We start from the raw sequence: 20,950 nt of genomic DNA, 5'->3' as shown, positions 1-20,950 counted from the left end.
ATGTGTTTCCAGCTTTGCATAAGGTGTAGTAACGAAAGACTCACAAGGGGGAGCCTGTATGATCGAACACAGCCAGCTGCTGCGCATGGCCACTTTCATTGCACAAGCTATAAGACTTTACCGGACCGGTCTGCCCCCCGAGCTTCCCCGGGGCTTCCGTTATCTTGCTGCGCTGGAGGCACCGGGTTTTCCCCGGATGGGATATATCGCACAATCCCGCACGCAGCTCATCATTGTCTTCCGCGGCACCAAGGATGCGGAGGACTTGAAGAAGGATTTGCTGGTCACTCAAACTGCCTACCCTTTTCTGCCGGGTAAAGGCTGGAGAACCCATGCCGGATTTACCGAGCTGTACGGGCTGCTCCGCCCCGGCTTGCGCAAGGCTTTGGCCCAGATCAAATCCCGCAAGCAGCTGTACGTCACCGGCTACAGTCTGGGAGGAGCTTTGGCCTGCCTGTGTGCTATGGACCCGGCGGTAAGAAAAACCGCCTCCTCCGTCAGACTGTATACCTTCGGCGCTCCCCGGGTGGGCAATCCTCCCTTTGCGGAAGCCCTGTCCAAGCGCACCTCCTCCTGCGTCCGGGTGGTGAATGAAGGGGACTGGGTGATCACTATGCCCCCGGAAGATTTCTTGGGGGTGCGATACCGGCACGGCGGCCGGAGCTACCTGCTTCACAACCGCAAGATTAACCCTTTTAGCAGCCACAGCTTCAAAGCCTACCAGGAAGGGCTGGATAAAACGGCAGTCCCGCGCAGCCAGCCCCAGCCGAAGCAACTCCCTTCCGTGCGGCCAAGGCGGGCAGCCTCCTCGTAGGGTCTGTTTATAAACTCAGTCTGGCTTCCCATCACTCCGCCCGATGATTCCCATCGCCACTCTTCATCACAACCGGCCGACTCCTTTTGGTACAATATTCATTATTCCAACAAAAGCAAAGGAGCCGTGCCGAATGAGCGAACAAAAGAAGGATACATTGGAGGAGCTGCGTTTTCCGCTGGGGCAATTTTCTTGGAGCGGGGACTGGAATGATGAGCTGAGGTCCGCCTGGACGAAAGGCATCCGCGAGCTTCCGAACCAGCTGAGAGAGGCGGTTGCAGGCCTTACGGAAGAGCAGCTGGATACCCCCTACCGGCCCGAGGGCTGGACGGTTCGTCAGGTGGTCCACCATGTAGCGGATTCCCATATGAATTCCTACATCCGCTTTAAGCTGGCCCTGACTGAAGAGGAGCCGGTAATCAAGCCTTACCGGGAGGAGCTATGGGCGGAGCTGCCCGATTCTTCAGCCTCCATAGAGGTTTCCCTGAAATTACTAGAGGGGCTTCACCAAAGATGGTGTCTGCTCCTGGAGGGGATGAGTGAGGAAGATTTCAGCCGCGCTTTTTTCCATCCGGAAAGCCGGCAGCTGGTGCCTCTCCGCAGAGCGTTGGGTTTGTATGATTGGCATGGCAGGCACCATACCGCCCACATCACCTCCCTGCGCAAAAGGATGAGCTGGTAAACCTTGTTCCCTATGTCCATAAACGTTCATAATTCGTTCAAGAGAAAATCGCATAATGGAGAAAAAAAGCCGTTTCCCATAGAATAGGCCCATGGTATAATACGTTTTAGTGTGGCTTTACACAACGTTTACATTGGGAGAAATGCTATGAAGAAGTGGCTGATTTCTACGGGACGTTATTTGCGCAGCAGATACGTCCTTTTTTTACTGGGTGCATGGCTGGTCTTTTTAATGGAGTTTTTGAGCCGTTCCTCCGCCAAGGATGCGGTTCAATGGACGTATCATCACATACCCGCATTTCTTGCCAATATGGTTCTGCTGACCGGTCTGCTTATGCTGTTTACAGCTATTTTCGGCCGTACCCGATGGGCGTATTGGACGGTTTTTGCAATCGCTTTTTTACTGTCCCTGATCAGCGGCATTAAAATGAAGATCCTTGGTGTTCCTTTGCTTCCCACCGATTTCGTGCTCACCAGCGAAACGGAGGATATGACCCAGTATCTCCAGAATATCATGAAACCGAAAACACTCATCGGCATCGCCGTATATGTGGCTTCCAGCTTTGGTTTGTTGTATTTCATTCCCGAGATGGTCCGCAAGATCCGCGGCAAGGAAAGAATCGCCTTTGTGGCGGCTGCCGCCATCTTCATTGCGTTCGTTTATTATCAGCCCAAAGCCATGATGCAGGGGGTTTTCGGCATTGAAGAGAAACCTTGGAACCAGAAGGATAATATCCTGTCCAACGGTCTTATGCTCTCCACCCTCCTGAACCTGAATCATATGAATGTCAGCAAGGTGGCCGGTTATGACGAAAATGCCATTACCGCCATCGTCAACCGTGCAAGCGATCCGGTACAGGCGGGACAGACTGATGTAAAGCCAAATATCATTGTAGTGCTGAGTGAAGCCTTCTGGGATCCGACGGTTATCCCCAACCTGAGCTTCAGCAAGGACCCGATTCCCGGTTTCCACCAACTGTCCGAAAAATTCTCCAGCGGCTGGCTGCTCTCCCCCCAATACGGCGGAGGCACCGCCAATGTGGAATATGAGGTGCTTACCGGCAACAGCATGCGCTTTATGCCGCCGGGCTCCACACCCTATAACCAGTATATGACCCGCCAGGTAGATTCGCTGGCCTCCATTGCATCCCGCCAGGGCTACAATACGGTGTCCATCAACCCGTTCCACAACTGGTTTTTCAACAGCAAAACGGTTTACAAGAATATGGGCTTCTCCAAGTTTATCAGCCAGGAATTCTTCGACCAGAAGTTTGAAGGCCCTTATCTGGCTGACGACGAAGCCGCCAATCTCATCATTAAGGAAAGCAAGGCCAGCTCCGGTCCTGACATGATCTTCACGAATACCATGGAAAACCACTTCCACTTCTGGCCCGGCAAGTTCAAGGAAAACACCTTCAAAATCAGCGGTGTTGACGGACAGGCCAAGGGTTTCTTGGAGACACTCTCCCAGGGCATTAACGGCGCAGACCGGATGCTCCTGAAGCTGGTGGATCATTTCAGCCAGACTAACGAACCGACCATTCTGGTGTTCTTCGGGGACCATCTGCCCTCCCTGGGCGATGATTACAAGGGCTTTATTGATGCCAAGTACATCAGCGGAACCGACGATCCGGATTTTCTCACCAAAATGTACCGCACTCCGCTCCTGATTTGGAACAATTATCTTCCCGAAGGGCGCGAGGATCTCTATATGAGCCCCTCCTTCCTGGGGCCGTATATTCTGGAGAAGGCACAGCTGAAGGGCACTTATTATACGGATTATCTGAAGGAGCTCTACAAGAAAATCCCTGTTATCCCGCCGCAGGATTATTACGCCAAGATGAATATCAAGGCGGAGGATCTGAAGGATTATGAGAAGCTGCAGTACGATATCATGTTTGGGGAACAGCACGGCTACGCCGAGATTAAGGACAAAATCCTGTCGCCCAACTTTACACTGGGACTGGGGACCATGGACATCACCTCCGTTACCCCCGTGGATCCCGCAGCAGCCCCGGGACATGACATGAAGGTGGAAATTGCGGGGCATAACTTCCCCGAGCTCTCCACCGTTGTAGTCAATGGCAAAACGGTCAAAAGCACCTATGATTGCCATGAGAAGCTTCTGGCTACAATCCCTGCCGAGCTAAACAAAGCCGGCACTCCCTTGGAGATCAAGATCCATGTGATTGATAGCAAGGATACCGTCATTGCCGAAACTCCCGCCTTCAAGCTGGAACGTTAAATCAACACAAAACCCCCGGACTTCCGTCAGGAAGCAAGGGGGTTTTTTATGTAACGATGGTTTATTCAGCAGAAGCCGGGAGACTCCGAATCCAACTCTCCGCTTTCTTCACGCTGCCGGATTTTTGCGATTTTGCGGGCGGATTGGCCACCCTGGAATTCCGAAGCCAGCCACAGGTCTACAACCTCCTTGGCCTTCTCGAAATCAATAATTAACGCCCCCATACAGAGAATCTGGGCGTCGTTGCTTTTGCCCGCCCGTTCTGCGGATACGGGATCATGGCAAAGCGCCGCCCGGATGCCCTTCACCTTGTTGGCGGCGATGGTCATGCCGTTGCCGGTGCCGCATACCAGCACCGCTCTCGGGTGGTTCCCGGACAGCACCTGGCCCGCTACCTGGAACGCGATATCGGGATAATCCACATGCTCCGTGCTGGGACAGCCGTAGTCCGTCACCTCATAGCCGCGGCCTGCCAGATAATCCTTCAGCTTTTCCTTCAATTCAAAACCAAGATGGTCACTGCCTATTCCGATTCTCATCCGCTTCTACCTCTGTGCTCTGACCGTGGACACCCGGATTCCCGACTCCTCCAATTGCCGGATCATCTCCGGGGGTGTTCCGGTATCTGTGATGACGTCATGGATTTTGCCGGACTGGGCGTAGCTGGCGATGGAGCCCACATTGAACTTGGTGCTGTCGATCAGGGCGACAACCCGGTCCGCAGACTCCACCATCCTCCGCTTCAGCTCCACCTCATAGACGTTAAAATCCATCAGTCCGCTGTCGGGCTTGAAACCCGCGGGGGAGGTAAAAAGCAGATCGGCGCGAACCTCGCCTAATATACCTGCACCCAAGGTGCCTTCGATTGCGCCCGAGCCCATACGGAGCACACCTCCGATGAGAATCACGTGGAGATACGGGTTATCCTTCAGCTCCAACGCCGTATAAATTCCGCTGGTAATCACCGTCAGCTTGATTTGGGTCCGCTTGAGGCTCTTGGCCAGCTCCAGGGCGGTGGTGCTGGCATCAATCATGATGCACTGCCCCTCCTGGAGGAAATCCATGGCCTTTTGGCCGATGGCCGCTTTTTCATCGGTGTTCTTCTTTTCCCGGGCGGAAAAGCTGAAGGACGAGCCCGCAGGCACCACTTGCTGCTGGGCCACCAGCACAGCCCCGCCATGTATCCGGCGGAGAATGCCTTCCTCCTCCAGCAGGTTCAAATCCGTCCGCAGCGTAGCTTCGGAAACCTGCAGCTCCAGGGAAAGCTCCTTTACCGTGGCCCGCTGGTGTTTGGTCAAATATTCGATCAGGAGCGACCTGCGCTCGTCTGCCATTAAATTTTTGGACAACAGAAATCACCTGCAGCATTCATAGGATAAACCCACCTTACCACCTTTTGCCGGTAGATTCAAACACATAATGCCGGCTCACGCTGGACCGGTGAGCTGTTCTCTTCGGCAGGCTGGGCCCGGAGATTCTTCAGGAAATACATCTGCCGCTTGCGTCCCAAAGCCAGCATGGAATGGGTCAGCCATTGATCCTGCTGCCTCTTCACCCCTTGAAGCATCGGGCTTTCGGTGATGCCCGTCGCCGCAAACAGACAATCGTCAGAGCGGACCATATCCTCCAGACGCAGAATGACCCGGCAATCCTTGATTCCCATCCGGCGGCAGCGGTCCGCCTCCACCCGGTCCTGGGGCAATAGCCTGCCCTGCATGTCCCCGCCCAGGCACCGCAGCGCCACCGCAGACACAACCCCCTCCGGCGCACCGCCGATGCCATAGAACATATCCACTTCCGATCCGGAAACCGCCGTCGCCACCGCCGCGGATACGTCTCCCTCCTGGAAGGTCATCACCTTGAAGCCCGCCTCCCGTAAGGCGGCGATGGCTTCCTCATGCCGCTCACGCTTCTGGATGGCGATGGTGACCTCTGAGGCAGGCTTCCGCAAGGCCTCCGCCACCGCTACGGCATTCTCCACCACACTGCGGTCCAGATCCACACAGCCTTTGGCCTCCGGCCCTACAGCGATTTTCTCCATATACATATCGGGAGCGTGAAGCAGGCCTCCCCGGGGCGCCAAGGCGATTACCGAAATGGCATTTTCCCGGCCGTCCGCTACAAGACTGGTTCCTTCCAGAGGGTCCACGGCAATATCCACGGCAGGTCCGCTGCCGGTGCCCAGCTCTTCCCCGATGTAGAGCATAGGAGCCTCGTCCAGCTCCCCTTCGCCTATTACCACAGTTCCCCGCATAGGCAGCCGGTTCAGCAAAAGACGCATAGCAGTAGTAGCCGCATCGTCCGCTTCGTTCTTTTTGCCCCGGCCGATCCAATGGGCGGACGCCACCGCCGCAGCTTCACATACCTCTACAAGCTCCAAGCCCAGAAGCTTCATGGGATCATAACAATTGGGAAGGGCTGACCAGTCTTTCATTTTCGTTCACTCCCGTTTATCATCGTTTTCAATAAACTCATTATCTATTATTTTCATTTCATTATCAATATATTTTCGTTTGTTTTCGTATTGTTTTGTTTTTGGTCAAACTTTCATGTTTCCAGGGGTTTCGTTGGTAAGGGCGTTGTGTAAGCGCCATAAAATGATCGCTATTTGGAATGAGATACATTTGATGTTCGTTATCATTTTTTATGCAATTAACAGCATCCACCTCCCACCTCCCTCCAGCTCACAACCTGCCCGTTTACAAACCTGCCGCAGTTTGTTATGATCCAAGATAAATCGAAACGTGATGACGAGAAGAGTAGGGCAAACACGCTTGTACAGAGAGCTCCGGCAGCTGCGAAGGAGTCTGGCGCCTTGACCCGAACCAAGACTCTGAACAGCAGTCCGGAACCCGCAGGGGGATGGCTGACGGGCGCTCCCGTTACAGAGCTGGAGTATCGCAGAGCCTTTGGGCTTTGCCGTACTTAAGATAAGGACAGGTGTGGCGACATGCCTGTTGAACTGGGGTGGCACCGCGAAACTTCGTCCCCAAGACAATCTTTGTCTTGGAGGTCGGAGTTTTTTTGCGTTCAATTTATCACTTTAGGAGGGGTTAACATGAGTTACGAAAAGGATCAAGAGGAAGAACATTTTCTGCTGCGGCAAATTGCGGAGGAGCTGGATTCGGAACCTTTCTCCAGAGGGATGTGCACCCGGTTCCCGCCGGAGCCAAACGGTTATCTGCATATCGGCAGCGTCTATGCCATCCATACCAGTTATATGGCGGCTCAGCGTTATGGCGGCGAGTTCCACTTGCGGATGGACGATACCAATCCGCTGAAGGAGGACGCCGCTTATGTCAAGGCGATTATCGAGGATATCCGGTGGTTGGGCTATGATCCGGGCCGGCATATTTATTACGGCTCGGATTATTCCGCCGAGGTTTATGCCGCTGCCGTGAAGCTGATCCAGGCCGGCAAGGCCTATGTCTGCGATCTGACGCCCGAGGAAATGACCAACTACAGAGGAACCTTGACGGAGCCGGGCCGGAACAGCCCTTGGCGGGAGCGTTCACCCGAAGAAAATCTGGCCTTGTTGGAGGAAATGAAGCGGGGTGAACATCCCGCCACGTCCAAGGTGCTCCGGGCCAAAATCGATATGGCCTCCCCCAACATCAATCTCCGGGACCCGGTTCTCTACCGGATCATCCATGCGGAGCATTACCGTACCGGACGCAGCTGGTGCATATATCCGACCTATGATTTTGCCCATCCCATCCAGGATGCCATCGAAGGAATCACCTATTCCCTCTGCTCCAATGAGTTCAGGGATCACCGTCCCTTATACGAATGGGTGCTGAAGGGGCTCGGCATCCATGAGCCTCCCCGCCAACGGGAATTCGGACGGCTGAATATTACGGGAGTTGTCACCAGCAAACGTTTTTTGCGCCAATTGGTCCTAGGGGGTTATCTGGACGGCTGGGATGACCCGCGGCTGCCTACCATCCGCGGCCTCCGGCGGAGGGGCTTCACCCCCGCAAGCATCCGCCGTTTTATTGAAGAGACCGGCAATATCCGGGCACAGACAACGGTTGATATCACACTGCTGGAGCATTGTGCCAGACAAGAGCTGAAGCACAACACCGTCACCCTAATGGCGGTTCTTCAACCGTTGAAGGTGACCATCACCAATTATCCCGCAGCCGGGGTCGAGCTACTGGAAATCGAAAACAACAGCGAAAATGAAGAATTGGGTAAACGTGTGGTGCCTTTCTCAGGGACACTGTTTATCGAGCGGGAGGATTTTATGGAGGAGCCGCCCAAGGGTTTCCACCGGTTGTTCCCGGGCGGTGAGGTACGGCTGAAGGGGGCTTATTTCATCCGGTGCCAGGAGGTGGTCAAGGACCCCCATACTGGAGAAATCACCGAGTTATTGTGCACATATGACCCCCGCACCAAAAGCGGCAGCGGGTTTACTGAGCGGAAGGTGAAGGGGACGATTCACTGGGTTTCCGCCTCCCATGCGGTAGAGGCGGAGGTACATTTGTTCGACAGGCTGCTGATTCATGATGAGCTACCCAAGGAGGAGGAGCCGGATTGGAGCTTACGGATCAATCCCGCCTCCCGGACGGTGCTAAGACATGTGAAGATTGAACCGGCTATCCGCGATGCTTTCCCTGAGGAGCATTTCCAGTTTATCCGCCACGGTTATTTTTGCGCGGACAAGGAGCTGCATACACAAGGCCGCCCGGTATTCAACCGGATTGTAGCGCTGAAGGACAGCTGGAAAAAGCCTGAGGGGAAATAACCCCCCAGGCCGCCCTATTCCTTGTCGTAATTTTCGTCACCCACCTGAATGCTGCCGTCCTCATGCTCGAAGAACAAGGAGCTGGCAATCTTGCCGTTTTGGAAGGCGAATACGATGGTATTGCCACTGATCCGGTAAGAGCCGCTGTCAGAACCGCCGGCCGCCCCTGTTGTGGGTGCGCTGCCCTGCACGTTGCCGATCATCATGTTGTCGGTTTTGAAGGTTCCGTCGGCATTCAGCGTGAGCGTATGCGTCCAGGAGGTCGATCCGGCAGATATGCCGATGAGACCCTGGAAGCCGCGGTGGACATAAGTCCCGTTAAGCGTCAGCCCGGGTTGGACTGTACTGACACGGTCCAGCTCTACGTCATCGATATACAGCTTGCCGGATTTGACCGCAATTTCATAGGTGTCTCCGTTATCCAGCTCCAAAGAGCCGTTTTGGATGGTATAGCTCCGGCAGCCGTCCCGGGAGCAGTCGATGGTTTCCGGCCCGCCTTGTGGCGGAGCCCCAACCACAACCTTGTTCTCTGGCAGGAAGGTGATGATATTCCAGCACATGCCGCCGCACTCGTAGCCGTCGTAGTCGGGGCTAAAGCCGTAATACATGCCCCGCAGCTGATTCAGATTTAAATGGTCGGAGCCGGCAGGCTGGTAAGAGCCGTCCCCGGCAGGCGCGTCCGGCACAGCTACCGGCGTTTGCGGCTGTTGCGGGCTATTGGCGGTCAGCTCGTCATATTTCTTTTTGAATTCGGCAATTTGCTTGTTGATCTCCGCTTCGGCAGTGGCCTTCGTCAGGCCGTTGGCAGCCAGGTACGATTCCGTGTAAACAAGAATTTGCGGCTTATACGGATTCCATGCCACAAGCGCTTGAGTCGTCTCCCCTACAAAACGGAGGGGCACCATTGTGTATCCGTCGATAATTTTGGGAGCCTGCAGCATCTGAACACCGCTCCCGTTGACAGTAGCCGCTTGGCTGCCGATGGTCATAACGATGGTCAGGCCATCCTTTTGCCCGGTAACCGTCTGCTTCTCAGGATTCCAGCCTACCTCAAGGCCCATTGCCTCAAACAGAGGACGGAAAGGAACAAGGGTGGTGCCATTTTCGAGCAAGGGAGCGATGGGGAAGGACAAGGCTTTATCGTCCAGATTAACCTCAATGGTTTTGCCGGCTGCAGGGGAAGCCTGCACCTTGCCCTCCGACAGGCTAAACACCATTGCCAGACTCAGCCAACATGCAGCAATCATCATTCGCCGGAAGGCAGCCCGGGCCATTTCCGCCTTTTTCATTACATGCATCATCCTCTCGGCCATCTTTGTTTTTCAAATCTGTTATATGGACGGACTTTTAGTCTTTTAACCTGAATGGGGAAACGTTCAAACAAACAAAGCTGAAACCGTCGTGAGGGCATGATTATATATACGCAATTGACCAAAAAAACGCCATTTGACCCTGCATGGCAGGGCAAACGGCGTTCGTGCAAAAAAGCTGCGCTAAGAGGCTTACTTGGCTGCTTCCGGTCCCGGATGCTCTGCCGCATAAGCGACAGCTTTATCCAGCATGGCTGCAGCTTCTTCCTGCTTGATTTTCGCCTTAGGGTGGAATTTTCCATCCGCATCCAGCGAGGTGATGCCGAATTTCAGGGAACGCTGCACGGCCCCTTGATACCCAGGGTTCAGCTCCGCCTCATCGCTGATAGCGGCAGGTACAAGGTTAATTAGCGGGTACTGCTTGGATTTCTCCAGAGCCTGCTGCAGATAGAAGGTATACTCCTCCTTGGTCAGGGTTTGGGAGGGATCCACTTCCTCGCCAAGCTCGATACCGGCATCATGGGCTGCTACGAAGGCGGGGGCATACCAGGCATCATCCTCGACCTTGCCGAACAGGCTGCTGGCTTTTACCGCATCATCCTTAGCCTGGAGCTGCAAACCCATAGCAATCCTCGATACGGCTTCCCCCGCCGTCAGCTCCTGATCGGCGATGTACACATCCTGACCTTGCTCAGACAAGGGAGGTATCGGCTTCACCGACTCCACAAAGCGGACCGCATTAAATATATAACCGGCTGCTTCCGCCCGTGTTACCGGAGCTTGGGGATGGAACAAGCCATCCGCATCCAAAGCGCTGATTTTGGTAATCAGGGAGCGTTGAATCGCACCCTGGTAGGCGGTCGTGATAGAGGCTTCATCGGCGATATGAATAAAAATTTTGATCATCGCGTAATCACCGGTGGCTTCAATTCCCTGCTGCAGGTAATAGATGAACTGCTCCTTGGTCAGCGGCTGCGCGGGGTCCACGTTTTGAGGCAGACCGAGTTCCTTATACCGGGCCACAGAAAAGGCATAGGAATACCATTCCCCGTCGGCCACATTCGGATAATAAGCATGGGGACCAGCCAGTTTGACTGTCTCCAGCCCGAATTTATTCTGCAAGGCGTTGACAATCAAAGCGATCCCTTCTGCGGTTGTCAGCTGGGATTGGGGCGCATAAATCCCTTCGCTTACCCCATCCACAATCCCTTTTTGCTGGAGCACGAGAATCTGCTCCTTCTCCTTCACTCCCGCAAGGTCGGAAAATTCCGTTTGGGCGAAGGCCTGGCCGGCCAAGGAGCCTGTCAGGAGAACCGTCAAGGCGACTGTCATGGTTTTTAAGCTTTTCTTCATAAGGTTGCCTCCTATTCGGATTATGGTTGTCACACGCCCTAGACGCAGGTCCGTTCCAAATTGTTGCAGCCGTCCATCTATTAAAAAACGCCCCCGGCATATACCGGAGACGCTTCTCTATTATGCCAGCTTATTGACCACACTGCGCGCAATCCATACCCCTGCCGCACCGGCCTGGGCCAGGCCGCGGGTAATGCCTGCGCCGTCGCCGCCGCAATAGAGGCCGGCAATTTCCGTTTCCAGCTCCTCCGTCAGCTTGGGGCGTGCAGAGTAGAACTTGGCCTCTACGCCGTAGAAGAGGGTGTGCTCGGAGGCAATGCCGGGGGTTACCTTTTCCAAGGCCTCCACCATCTCGATCAGACTCTTCATGGTATTGTAGGGCAGGACCAGACCCAGATCGCCTGGGACGGCTTCCTTCAGAGTAGGCTCCAGGAATCCTTCCTTGATCCGCTCCACCGTGGAGCGTCTTCCGCGTTTAATGTCCCCATACTTCTGGACGATAACGCCCCCATTGGACAAATCATTGGCCCGTTTGCAGATTTCACGGGCGTATTCATTGGGCTTGTCGAAGGGTTCGGTGAATTTATGGGAAACCAGCAGGGCAAAATTCGTATTGGCCGATCCCAGCGCCGGGTCCTGGTAGGAATGTCCGTTGGCCGCCATAATGCCGCTGTGGTTCTCTACCACCACATGTCCGCTGGGATTGCTGCAGAAGGTGCGGACCTGTGTGCCCACAGAGGTGTTGAAGATAAATTTGCCTTCATACAGATGTTCGTTAATTTCCGCCATTACCACATCGGAGGTTTCCACCCGGACACCCACATCCACCTGGTTATTGTACATTTTGAGGCGGCGGTTTTTAAGCACGGTGGTCAGCCATGCCGAGCCGTCGCGGCCGGGGGCAATCATCACATAATTCGAATGATGCGCGGTTCCGTCCTTCAGCTCCACACCCTTCACTACATAACCCGTTCCGGTTTTTTCGGTGATGATGTCCAGCACTTCCGTCTTAAACAGCATTTCCACACGGGTGCGGAGAAATTCAAAGATAGCTGCGAGAATTTTGAGATTCTGTTCGGTCCCCAGATGGCGTACCTGCGCACGGAGAAGCTTCAGCCCCGCGGCATACCCCCGCTGCTCAATCTTGCGGATCGCATCTGTAGTGGGATCGGTAATATGGTCCGTTGCCCCATGCTTCAGGTTGATTTCATCCACATAGCGGATCAATTCCAGCACGCGGGACGGGCTCAGATAATCCGTCAGCCAGCCGCCGAACTCCGTCGTAATATTAAACTTGCCGTCGCTGTAGGCTCCCGCTCCGCCGAACCCGCTGGTAATGGAGCAGGCAGGCAAACAACCGGCAAATTCCTTTTTGCCGGCAGCCGGTGGGCAGAGCTTGATTTTTTCCTCCAGAATCGGACAAGTGCGTTTGTAGATATCATGTCCCTTATCAATGAGAAGCACCTTGGCTTCCGGTTTTTTGAGTACCATTTCGTAACACGCAAAAATGCCCGCCGGCCCTGCGCCGACGACAATCAGATCGTATTCAGCCATGATGCTGTCCTCCCAGGTGGTTAAAGTCTCATTCGTAGACGGAAATTTACGGTTTCCGGTAGAGACCCCCGACCATATTAAGGGGTTATACGAACATCCTCATTGATATTACACAATGTTGAGGGGTAATGTCAATGGAAATGTTCGTGTTTTACTGCATCAACATGCATTTTATCCCTATAGTCCACATTAATGTTCGGATTTCGACAAAAGTTCCCTAAGGGGGTTCTGACACGCCGTAAACACAGCAAAGCCCACCGGCAGCTCTCCCGCCTGTTTTAAGGCACAGTCCGGGAGTCTCCGATGGGCAATTACTCATGTATTAGCTATGTTATTACTTGATGGCGCCACGGTCAGAGTCGCGGTTCCGGCCTCTCAAACCGGCCAGACCCAACAAACCGAGGAGACCAAGCCAGCCCCAGTCCATGTTATCATCATCCGTTGCCAACGCGTTGTAGCTGTTTGTGCCATAAGTACCGGTACCGGTTAAACCATCGTGGCCCATGCCATAACCGGTGCCTGTACCATGACCGGTATAGCTGCCGTCAGCGCCTGCGCCGCCGAAAATTCCGCCGGTTCCGCTGGTGCCTGTCATGTCATTGTTGCCATTGGTGCCGTAATTGTTCACGCCTGTGGTGCCGGAATAGGTGTTGGGCGATGCAGTTGCCCCCCAGTTCATCATGCCGGTTCCCGGTGTGCTGGTGGCTGTAGGAGATGTCCCCCCAGTTGCTGTTCCTGTGCTCATGCCAGTGCCATACATGCTGCTGTCCTCAGCAAATACCGGTGCCGCGACCACGGCAGACAGCGTCAGTGCCGCTGCAAAAGCTGCTACTTTTTTGTTCATGACGGTTCTCCCTTCTGTCTTTTCATCGATGTAGGAGATAAAACACGGCCTTCTCATTTTTCCGCCTGCTTCATCCTGCCCCTCTTTTGTTTTTCCTTGTTCCCGTCCCGTTATCCCTAGAAAAAGTCGGGGGAGGCTGCAGCCATAACAAAAAAAGCCCTCCGCGCTTAGGCGGAGAGCCTTTTCCAATGTGTCAGCAAATTGAAAACAAATTTAGGCCTGCAATTGGCGGTTGTTGGCAACCTTCCGGCTGCGCATGGAAAACAGCTGTTTGCCGAAGGCCGGGTGGTAAACAAGCAGAATCATGGCTTCACCCAGTACAATTCCACCGGCTACATCAATGACTACATGCTGCTTCACAAAGACGGTGGACAGGATAATGGAAAGACCGATAAACTGCGGAATCCACGCCACCTTCTTGGACAGCTTCTCCCAATGGTAGGCGCGCATCATCATATACGTTGTCAGGACGTGAATGCTGGGAAAACAATTCACCGGCTGGTCATTGGAATATATATAGTGGACAAGCTTCAGGAAAATCGTATCATCGGTTATAAAGGGCCGCGGCACATAGGTTTGGTAGGTCATATAGAAGGCATAACAAACGATATGGCCGATAACGGAGCAGATAATCATTCTGTAATAGGCATCCCGGTTCTTGAAGAAGAAGAATGCGAAGGACAAAAAGATACATGGGCCCCAAATAATATAGGGAATAATAAAGTATTCATTAAAGGGAATAACCCGGTCCAGCCAAATTTCCATGGTATGCAGCGGACGTGCGATCCCGTTGGTCAACCCATAGACATAGCTGCATGCCATAACAGTCAAAAGCCAGCCAAGGGGCAAAAGCTGTTTTACTGTGGACATGATTTTCTGTTTCACGCGGCATTTCTCCTTCTCTTCAAACTGACTCATCACACTATACCAGAACTATACGCCATTTACTACGGTCAAAATAATGGGTTTTGGAAAAATTAAGAATTGTTTAAGATATGACATGCCATGACAGCAGCAACCCCTGCCGCTAAAGAAAATGCCGCAAAAATATGTTACAATTACCAGCGAGACTTTCGTTAAAGGAGAAGAAGATCCGATGACACAGGATGTCACCCGCTATTTGGAAGAGCATCACGAACGGCATGTAGAGGAATTAAAGGATTTTATCCGGATTCCCAGTGTAAGCGCCAGTTCTGCGCATAAAGAAGACATGCGGAAGGCAGCCCGCTGGCTAGCGGACCGGCTGGAAGAGGCCGGACTGGAGCATGTGCAGGTGCTGGAAACCGAAGGCCATCCGGTGGTATACGGTGATTGGCTCCACAATCCCGGCCAGCCGACGGCACTGGTCTACGGCCATTACGACGTTCAGCCTGCCGACCCGGTAGACCAATGGGAAACCGATCCCTTCGAGCCGGTTCTAAAGGATGGACGGCTGTATGGGAGAGGCGCAACCGATGATAAAGCCCAGCTTTACACCCAGGTTAAAACCGTGGAAGCCTTCCTCAAGACCAAAGGCAACCTGCCGGTGAACGTCAAATTCTGCGTTGAGGGTGAAGAAGAGATTGCCAGCCCTCATCTGGCCCCTTTCCTGGAGGCCCATGCCGAGCTTCTCCAGGCTGACCTGATCGCCATCTCTGACGGACCTATGATCAGTGAAGAGACCCCCTCCATCTGCTATGGCCTGCGAGGCATCTGCGGCCTGGAGCTGGAGGTACAGGGACCCAAGTCCGACCTGCATTCCGGACTTTTCGGTGGCGGTGTGGCCAATCCGGCGACAGCGCTGGTTAAGCTCCTGGCTTCCATGAAGGATGAGCAGGACCGGATTCTTATCGATGGCTTCTATGAAGGAGTCATTCCCATGGATGAGGCTGCCCATCAGGCCTTCCGGGAGATCCCCTTCGATGAGGAGAAAACCCGTGTGGAGCTGAATGTGCAGGAGCTGGCCGGAGAAACCGGCTATTCCTTCCTGGAACGGACCAGCGCCCGCCCCACCCTGGAAATCAACGGACTCTACGGCGGCTACCAGGGAGAAGGGCTGAAGCCCATTGTCCCCTCTGGTGCGGGGGCCAAAATCTCCTGCCGCCTGGTGGACAACCAGGACCCGGACGATATTTACCGGAAGATGGAGCGGCATGTGAAGGCTCATACCCCCGCCGGGGTCACCGTGACTATGAAGCAGACCCACCGCGGCAAACCCTTCTACATCCCTGTTCATCACCCGTACATACAGGCTGCCTCCGTCTCCTATGAGGAAGGCTTCGGGAAAAAGCCGGTCTATATCCGCAGCGGCGGCTCCATCCCGATTATCGAGGTTTTCTCAAAGGTGCTTGGCGCACCAGTGGTTATGCTGGACTTCGGATTGCCCGAGGAAGGCATGCACGCCCCCAATGAGTACTTCCAATTGGAGAATTTCAGCAAAGGCACATCCACTCTCAGCCGTTTCTGGGTGGAGGTTGGGCAGCTGGGCAAACAATAAAACGCAACGTAAAAAACCGTCAAGCCGTAAGATGCTTGGCGGTTTTTTTGTGGAGAGGACAGACAAAGATTACCGGCGGGGCAATCCTCCTTGGTCCCCATAATAACGTTCATCTAACACCCGCAGATGGTGGGCAGCATGTCCCACCAGGACACATCCCCAGGACAGGGCGGTTCCTTCATAGCCGTTCACGATACCTCTGCTGTTCCATTCCTCTTCCTTCAGACTCTCCATCAGCAGAATGGCTGTGCGTCGGGTTGCCTCAAACCGGGCCAGAAGAGCGGACAATGGCTTCTCATCAAAAAAGGCGGCATCCACAAACTCATTTTCATCAAAACCTGGAAGCGGCGTACGGTCATTGCGGGCCGCCCGTAGAAGCCGGTAAGCAAACACCTGCTCCGTATCGGCAATATGCCCCACAAGCTGCCTGATGCTCCACTTGCCCGGTGCGTAGCGGTACAGGCTCTCTTCCTCAGTCAAAGGAGAAAGCAGGGCAAGAACCTCCTCTGTCTGCTTCTTCAGAATAGCGAGTAAATCCCCCTCCGGAACCTGCCGCAGGTAGTGGACAATATGATCCGGATAATCTTTCAGCTCTGGTCTTCTTTGCACAGCTTTCACGCTCCGTTCGCTAGAATGTTTTGCTATATGGTAGCACGCTCTGCCCCATCTGTAAAACGCTGCCGCTCAGCGGGAACCGGATTTGTCCAGAAGGGTTTGTCACAAAGCACCACCGTACCGGCCAAAAGCAGAGCCGAAACAAGGGACAGCAGGCTTGGAGCCGTTCCCTCTCCTGCGAGATAAGGTGCCGCCAAATTGTAAGTCGCGGTAAAAGCGCCATGGAGCAGCACCGGCATCCAAATGTTGCGGCCGGTTCGTTCAAAGACCCAAGTAAGCAAGATCGACCATAACACAAGTGTAGGTGCATAACCCGCCAGAAAGACGGCGAATCGCAGCGGGGTCTCGTAGGATGTCAGATACAAAATAGGCAGATGCCAAACAAACCAGACCATGCCGATCATTACACTGGAGACCAATCTGTTTCGATAGCCTAAAAGTCGGGGCAGAAGAAAGCCTCTCCACCCCGCCTCCTCTCCAAAGGCAAACACCGTAGCGGACAGGAGAGCCGGGAGAGCAGATGCCAGGTTAGGCGCTTCTCCCGCTCCTTCAGCAGTCAGGCTCCAAGAAGCATAGAACCATGCCGGGCAAATCCACAATACCGGGAGCAGTAGTGTCAAATACCATGCCGGAAACCGGAAGGTTGGCCTCCATCGGCATGAAAGCAGCCGGTTCTTGACTCCGCCTGTCCGCAAACCGGCAGCCGCCAGTACCAATACTGCTATGAACGGACCGAATTGTCCCAACGGCCACAACAGCATGGCCGGATGGCGGCTGGATTCGGGATCGGCAGGATCCAGCCCGCTTGTCAGGAGACCCAACCAGCACAGCCACGTAAACAAAAAGGTGATCGACAGAAACAAGAAACACTGTTTATTTGTTGCCTTTTTATCCATTTAGTCGCCTCCCTGCTTGTTATGGCATCAGCATAACAAGCAGGGAGTTTGATTTACTTACCATTTCTTGCTCTTTTCTTCCGTCAGACGAAAATGACCGGGAGGCAGCACTCCATCACAACCTCTAGCTTCTCCGGTTCCGTATAAAACAGGTGTAGGCCCGGACGGTTATCCAGCAGGTACCCATTTTCCGGAATCCAGTGGTCATACATGAATTCTGATGCCCAGGTCGCCTCCCGGATCGCTTCCGCAAAAACAAGAGGAACTTCCCCTTTCTTTTCTATCCGGCAGACTGCGAATAGTCCGCCCTCAAGCTCCTTCACCGGATATTCAACTGGGCCTGTACAGTTGAAGGGCGGGATTACCACGCAAACATCATAAGTCCGTTCCGGCTGCGGCAAGCTCCAATTCTCCTCTACGGAAGCGAGAATATACGGGCCGCAAGGTTTCCCGCGGGAAAGATTGGCCCACCATGCGGAGACATCAGCAAATGCTTCGGCAACCTTGGCGTCCGGCGTGCCTCCACGGACTCCCTTCACCCGTTTGTACGCCACATGGAACCGGGGCAGATTGTGCAGGGTTATGCGGAAGGAATTTTCTTCTGTGCGGCAAGCAGCATCATACTGCCCTTTCCCGCAAGTCTGATATCCCGCCTTTCTTCTATATTCGGAAGGTGGCATGCCATATTGTGCGCGGAATGCCCTGGAAAAAGCGGGAGGCCCGGAAAAGCCCGTCCTCGCCGCAATCTCCATGGCCGTGGCATCACGGTATTCGATAAGCTGCCGGGCTGCCTCTTCCAGACGCAACCTCTTGACGTAAGCGTGCAGGCTCTCCCCTGTGTGCCGGATAAAAAGCCGGTGGAAATAGTACGGGGAAAAGGATACCGCCTCCGCCACCTCCTGAAGCGACAGCTTCCGTTCCAGGTGGGCAGTAATGTACTTCGTGGCTTTTCTGATGGTTTCCGAATGCCGCTGGTTCATAGCGTCACTCCCTTTTTCAATGAAGTAGTCCGGAAACCCAGCCGATCCAATACGCGGCAGGCAGGAACAGCAGCTGGGCCAGCAGGGTGCCGGCCAACCTGGAGAGCATAAACGCCCCCAGCACTTGGCCTAAACCGGCCTGCGCCTTCGGGTCCCGCTGGGCCTTGTCCGTCAGCATAGCCAGGTGGGGGTCAATAAACACTGTCAGCAGAATCGTGGCAACACCGTTGATTAGACCGGAGGACTGGGAGGTGAAGGCTGCCATATCAGGAAACAAAAAGGACGCATACAATGCAGCCAGCACCCCCACGGTATAAATTCCGGTCACACATGCATTCATTATGAACAGGGAATACGGCACCCCGTGATAGCGCAGGCTGCGTAGCATGCTCCACCGGGGACGGCGCAGATGGTACCTGGCATTGCGGAGCTGCTCCACCGTGACGCTGGTTACCATCCGGGGCAAGGAGCCTGCCGTCTCCAGATGGCTGATCATCCGGGAGAACAGCAGGACGAAGGAAGGAAACAGGATGATGGCCACGGCGGTGCCCACACTGGAAGCCATGATGATCCAATGGTAACCCTCCTTCAAGGGAACACCGGGCTCAGCCCGCGCCAAATCAATCAGACCGCCGGCCAGCGGAGACTGGACCATGTTGGCGGTTCGGGAGACCAGAAGCAGAATCCCTGTCAAGGAAAGGGATACCGCCAGCTTGCCCGTCCGTACACCCGCCAGACGCAGGGAATAAGACAGAGTCTCCGCACAATGGATCAGCCCTGTCAGGATACATACCGTTACAATAATCGCAGTCATATGCAAAAACCCTCATGTTACCATTTTCCGTTAATGGTAACATGAGGGCGCTGCACTGTAAATCGTCACTTTCAGCGGAACATATTCCAAAGCCTCAACAGATGCAGCATATTGTTGGGGTCGATTTGCTGCTCCATTACAAAACGGACCAGCTGCTGCCTTTGGCGCTCCGGGGATTTTTCATTCAATATTCTAAGCCCCCGGTCCACCAGAAAAGTTACCGTCTCCGGGTTAGCCAGGTCCTCCCGGGTCAGTCCGTCTGCCAGCTCCTTCAGCCGTTCCTTCCTAAGCGGGTCCTTGGCCTTTTTCTTGAGCTTTTCCACCCATTCCCTTTCAATGCCGTATCCGCTGTAGCTCTGATAGCCCATATGCTGTCCCCCCTTTCTTCCGCTGCCGGGGGAGCCCGTGTTACCCGAATACGGGAAGCCTCCCCGGCGTGCCGGGTTTGGTACAGTATATGGGCATCCGCACACGAGTGATACCTGGAATTCATCTGACTCCGCGTTCAGGGCTCATTCTCCAACAGTTCGATAGCCTCCCCCTGCTGCTGCTTCATTCTCACATGATCTCTCCCCCAATGACACATCACGTCGATGATCTGATTGGCGGTTCTGCCATACTCGGTGATGTAATACTCCACCTTGGGCGGCATTTCATCATACACCCGCCGTCCTACTATGCCATCCCGCTCCAGCTCACGCAGCTGCTGGATCAGCACCTTCTGGGAAACGCCGGGAATGAGGCGTTGAAGCTCACCGGTTCTTTTGGTCCCGGATATGAGCAGGCAGACGATCAGAGCCTTCCATTTGCCGCCGAGTATCTCGAGAGTCGCTTCAATGCCCAGCCGGTACTGCTTCATCGTGAATCCCCCTGTCGGATAAGGCCAACTATGGCATCCATTATCGCATAAGCCTTCCCGGTTATCCAATAGTTACCGAAAAGTAACCATACACTGACTTCATTGTGTGTATTTACGAACGGGAGCGGGAAGGGGATAATGAGTTCAATCCAATGAAACACATGCGAAAGGAAGGATTAACCTTATGAAACCCCTTGTGATTTTAGCCCATCCCGATATGGAGCATTCCAGAGTAAACCGCAGATGGAAGCAGGAGCTGGACCAATACCCGGCGGATATTGCCGTCCATGAGCTGTATACCCAATACCCGGACTGGAATATAGACGTCGCGCTGGAGCAAAAGCTGTTGGAGGCCCATGATCTTGTAATCCTGCAGTTTCCCTTATACTGGTACAGCTACCCCCCTTTATTGAAAAAATGGCTGGATGAGGTTTTCACTTACGGCTGGGCCTACGGTTCAAATGGGGATAAACTCCGCGGCAAACGCTTCGGCATCGCCATGACCATCGGGGACAAGCAGGAGAACTACTCGCCGGCCGGCTCCGTATCCTTTACAGTGGATGAGATGATCGCCCCCTTCAAAGCAAGCATGATCCATGTGGGGGCGGAGCCGCTGCCGTATTTCGCCGTGTTCGGCTCCTCCTTCCAGGCCAGCGACGCACATATTGACCAAAGCGCCAGGGAGTATGTAGAATACATCTTCAGGCACAAAAGTAATGGCGTCTGTCATGCGGCACACGAGATTAACTAAAGCCGATTTGT

At 54.1% G+C, this 20,950-nt stretch carries 20 protein-coding genes and 1 riboswitch; of the genes, 6 read left to right on the top strand and 14 right to left on the bottom strand.

The features are described 5' to 3' along the window. Window positions 1–58 precede the first annotated feature (58 nt). The 3 genes from ACI1P1_RS18235 (at window position 59) to ACI1P1_RS18225 (ending at window position 3,740) form a co-directional block, all read left to right on the top strand. The gene (locus tag ACI1P1_RS18235; RefSeq protein WP_416217863.1) at window positions 59–814 is read left to right on the top strand and encodes a lipase family protein; all 756 of its coding nucleotides are present in this window, start codon (window positions 59–61) and stop codon (window positions 812–814) included. A 157-nt stretch (window positions 815–971) separates the two neighbouring features. Continuing rightward, entirely contained in the window at window positions 972–1,496 is a 525-nt protein-coding gene (locus tag ACI1P1_RS18230; protein ID WP_416218003.1) for a YfiT family bacillithiol transferase, read from the top strand. A 147-nt stretch (window positions 1,497–1,643) separates the two neighbouring features. Beyond that, window positions 1,644–3,740: an LTA synthase family protein gene (locus ACI1P1_RS18225; protein WP_416217862.1), complete on the top strand. Its 2,097-nt coding sequence runs from the start codon at window positions 1,644–1,646 to the stop codon at window positions 3,738–3,740. 65 nt (window positions 3,741–3,805) lie between these two features. On the opposite strand, the gene rpiB is transcribed toward ACI1P1_RS18225, so the two are convergent. Genes rpiB through glpX form a run of 3 tightly spaced genes read right to left on the bottom strand, consistent with a single transcriptional unit; the run spans window position 3,806 to window position 6,135 of the window. Then, the gene (rpiB, locus tag ACI1P1_RS18220; protein WP_416217861.1) at window positions 3,806–4,279 is read right to left on the bottom strand and encodes a ribose 5-phosphate isomerase B; all 474 of its coding nucleotides are present in this window, start codon (window positions 4,277–4,279) and stop codon (window positions 3,806–3,808) included. A 6-nt stretch (window positions 4,280–4,285) separates the two neighbouring features. Then, complete coding sequence (locus tag ACI1P1_RS18215) at window positions 4,286–5,089, bottom strand: DeoR/GlpR family DNA-binding transcription regulator (protein WP_416217860.1); 804 nt, start codon at window positions 5,087–5,089, stop codon at window positions 4,286–4,288. Window positions 5,090–5,148: 59 nt separating this feature from the next. Next, window positions 5,149–6,135, bottom strand: coding sequence for a class II fructose-bisphosphatase (glpX, locus tag ACI1P1_RS18210; protein ID WP_416218002.1), 987 nt, complete (start codon window positions 6,133–6,135; stop codon window positions 5,149–5,151). Window positions 6,136–6,798: 663 nt separating this feature from the next. Between glpX and ACI1P1_RS18205 the strand changes: the two genes are divergently transcribed. Then, a complete protein-coding gene (locus tag ACI1P1_RS18205; protein ID WP_416217859.1) occupies window positions 6,799–8,487 on the top strand; it encodes a glutamine--tRNA ligase/YqeY domain fusion protein in 1,689 nt (562 codons plus the stop codon). 14 nt (window positions 8,488–8,501) lie between these two features. Here the strand turns inward: ACI1P1_RS18205 and ACI1P1_RS18200 are convergent, their stop codons facing one another. From ACI1P1_RS18200 to ACI1P1_RS18180, 5 genes are all read right to left on the bottom strand, one after another. Then, entirely contained in the window at window positions 8,502–9,776 is a 1,275-nt protein-coding gene (locus ACI1P1_RS18200; RefSeq protein WP_416217858.1) for a stalk domain-containing protein, read from the bottom strand. 213 nt (window positions 9,777–9,989) lie between these two features. Next, the gene (locus ACI1P1_RS18195; protein ID WP_416217857.1) at window positions 9,990–11,150 is read right to left on the bottom strand and encodes an S-layer homology domain-containing protein; all 1,161 of its coding nucleotides are present in this window, start codon (window positions 11,148–11,150) and stop codon (window positions 9,990–9,992) included. 120 nt (window positions 11,151–11,270) lie between these two features. Then, window positions 11,271–12,704 (bottom strand): NAD(P)/FAD-dependent oxidoreductase, encoded by a 1,434-nt coding sequence (locus tag ACI1P1_RS18190; RefSeq protein WP_416217856.1) that lies wholly within the window; start codon window positions 12,702–12,704, stop codon window positions 11,271–11,273. Between the two features lie 15 nt (window positions 12,705–12,719). After that, a riboswitch (purine riboswitch) is annotated at window positions 12,720–12,817 on the bottom strand. A 221-nt stretch (window positions 12,818–13,038) separates the two neighbouring features. Continuing rightward, window positions 13,039–13,548: a WGxxGxxG family protein gene (locus ACI1P1_RS18185; RefSeq protein ID WP_416217855.1), complete on the bottom strand. Its 510-nt coding sequence runs from the start codon at window positions 13,546–13,548 to the stop codon at window positions 13,039–13,041. A gap of 213 nt (window positions 13,549–13,761) precedes the next feature. Then, entirely contained in the window at window positions 13,762–14,433 is a 672-nt protein-coding gene (locus ACI1P1_RS18180; protein WP_416217854.1) for a phosphatase PAP2 family protein, read from the bottom strand. Between the two features lie 211 nt (window positions 14,434–14,644). On the opposite strand from ACI1P1_RS18180, the gene ACI1P1_RS18175 reads away from it, so the two are divergent. Beyond that, the gene (locus tag ACI1P1_RS18175; protein ID WP_416217853.1) at window positions 14,645–16,024 is read left to right on the top strand and encodes a dipeptidase; all 1,380 of its coding nucleotides are present in this window, start codon (window positions 14,645–14,647) and stop codon (window positions 16,022–16,024) included. Between the two features lie 69 nt (window positions 16,025–16,093). On the opposite strand, the gene ACI1P1_RS18170 is transcribed toward ACI1P1_RS18175, so the two are convergent. The 6 genes from ACI1P1_RS18170 to ACI1P1_RS18145 form a co-directional block, all read right to left on the bottom strand. Further along, complete coding sequence (locus ACI1P1_RS18170) at window positions 16,094–16,633, bottom strand: DinB family protein (RefSeq protein WP_416217852.1); 540 nt, start codon at window positions 16,631–16,633, stop codon at window positions 16,094–16,096. 32 nt (window positions 16,634–16,665) lie between these two features. After that, window positions 16,666–17,535: a CPBP family intramembrane glutamic endopeptidase gene (locus ACI1P1_RS18165; protein WP_416217851.1), complete on the bottom strand. Its 870-nt coding sequence runs from the start codon at window positions 17,533–17,535 to the stop codon at window positions 16,666–16,668. 83 nt (window positions 17,536–17,618) lie between these two features. Then, complete coding sequence (locus ACI1P1_RS18160) at window positions 17,619–18,515, bottom strand: helix-turn-helix domain-containing protein (protein ID WP_416217850.1); 897 nt, start codon at window positions 18,513–18,515, stop codon at window positions 17,619–17,621. A gap of 16 nt (window positions 18,516–18,531) precedes the next feature. Further along, entirely contained in the window at window positions 18,532–19,329 is a 798-nt protein-coding gene (locus tag ACI1P1_RS18155) for a lipid II flippase Amj family protein (protein ID WP_416217849.1), read from the bottom strand. A gap of 71 nt (window positions 19,330–19,400) precedes the next feature. After that, window positions 19,401–19,697, bottom strand: coding sequence for a stage VI sporulation protein F (locus ACI1P1_RS18150; RefSeq protein WP_416217848.1), 297 nt, complete (start codon window positions 19,695–19,697; stop codon window positions 19,401–19,403). Window positions 19,698–19,834: 137 nt separating this feature from the next. Next, a complete protein-coding gene (locus tag ACI1P1_RS18145; RefSeq protein WP_416217847.1) occupies window positions 19,835–20,188 on the bottom strand; it encodes a winged helix-turn-helix transcriptional regulator in 354 nt (117 codons plus the stop codon). Window positions 20,189–20,372: 184 nt separating this feature from the next. Here ACI1P1_RS18145 and ACI1P1_RS18140 point away from each other — a divergent pair, with 184 nt between their 5' ends. Then, entirely contained in the window at window positions 20,373–20,939 is a 567-nt protein-coding gene (locus ACI1P1_RS18140; RefSeq protein ID WP_416217846.1) for an NAD(P)H-dependent oxidoreductase, read from the top strand. Window positions 20,940–20,950: the final 11 nt, after the last annotated feature.

This window comes from Paenibacillus mesotrionivorans (assembly GCF_046098205.1).
GTDB classification, from domain to species: Bacteria; Bacillota; Bacilli; order Paenibacillales; family NBRC-103111; genus Paenibacillus_AR; species Paenibacillus_AR mesotrionivorans.
Note: the sequence above shows the minus strand (reverse complement) of the source record. Positions and strands in the feature narration are given on the sequence as shown.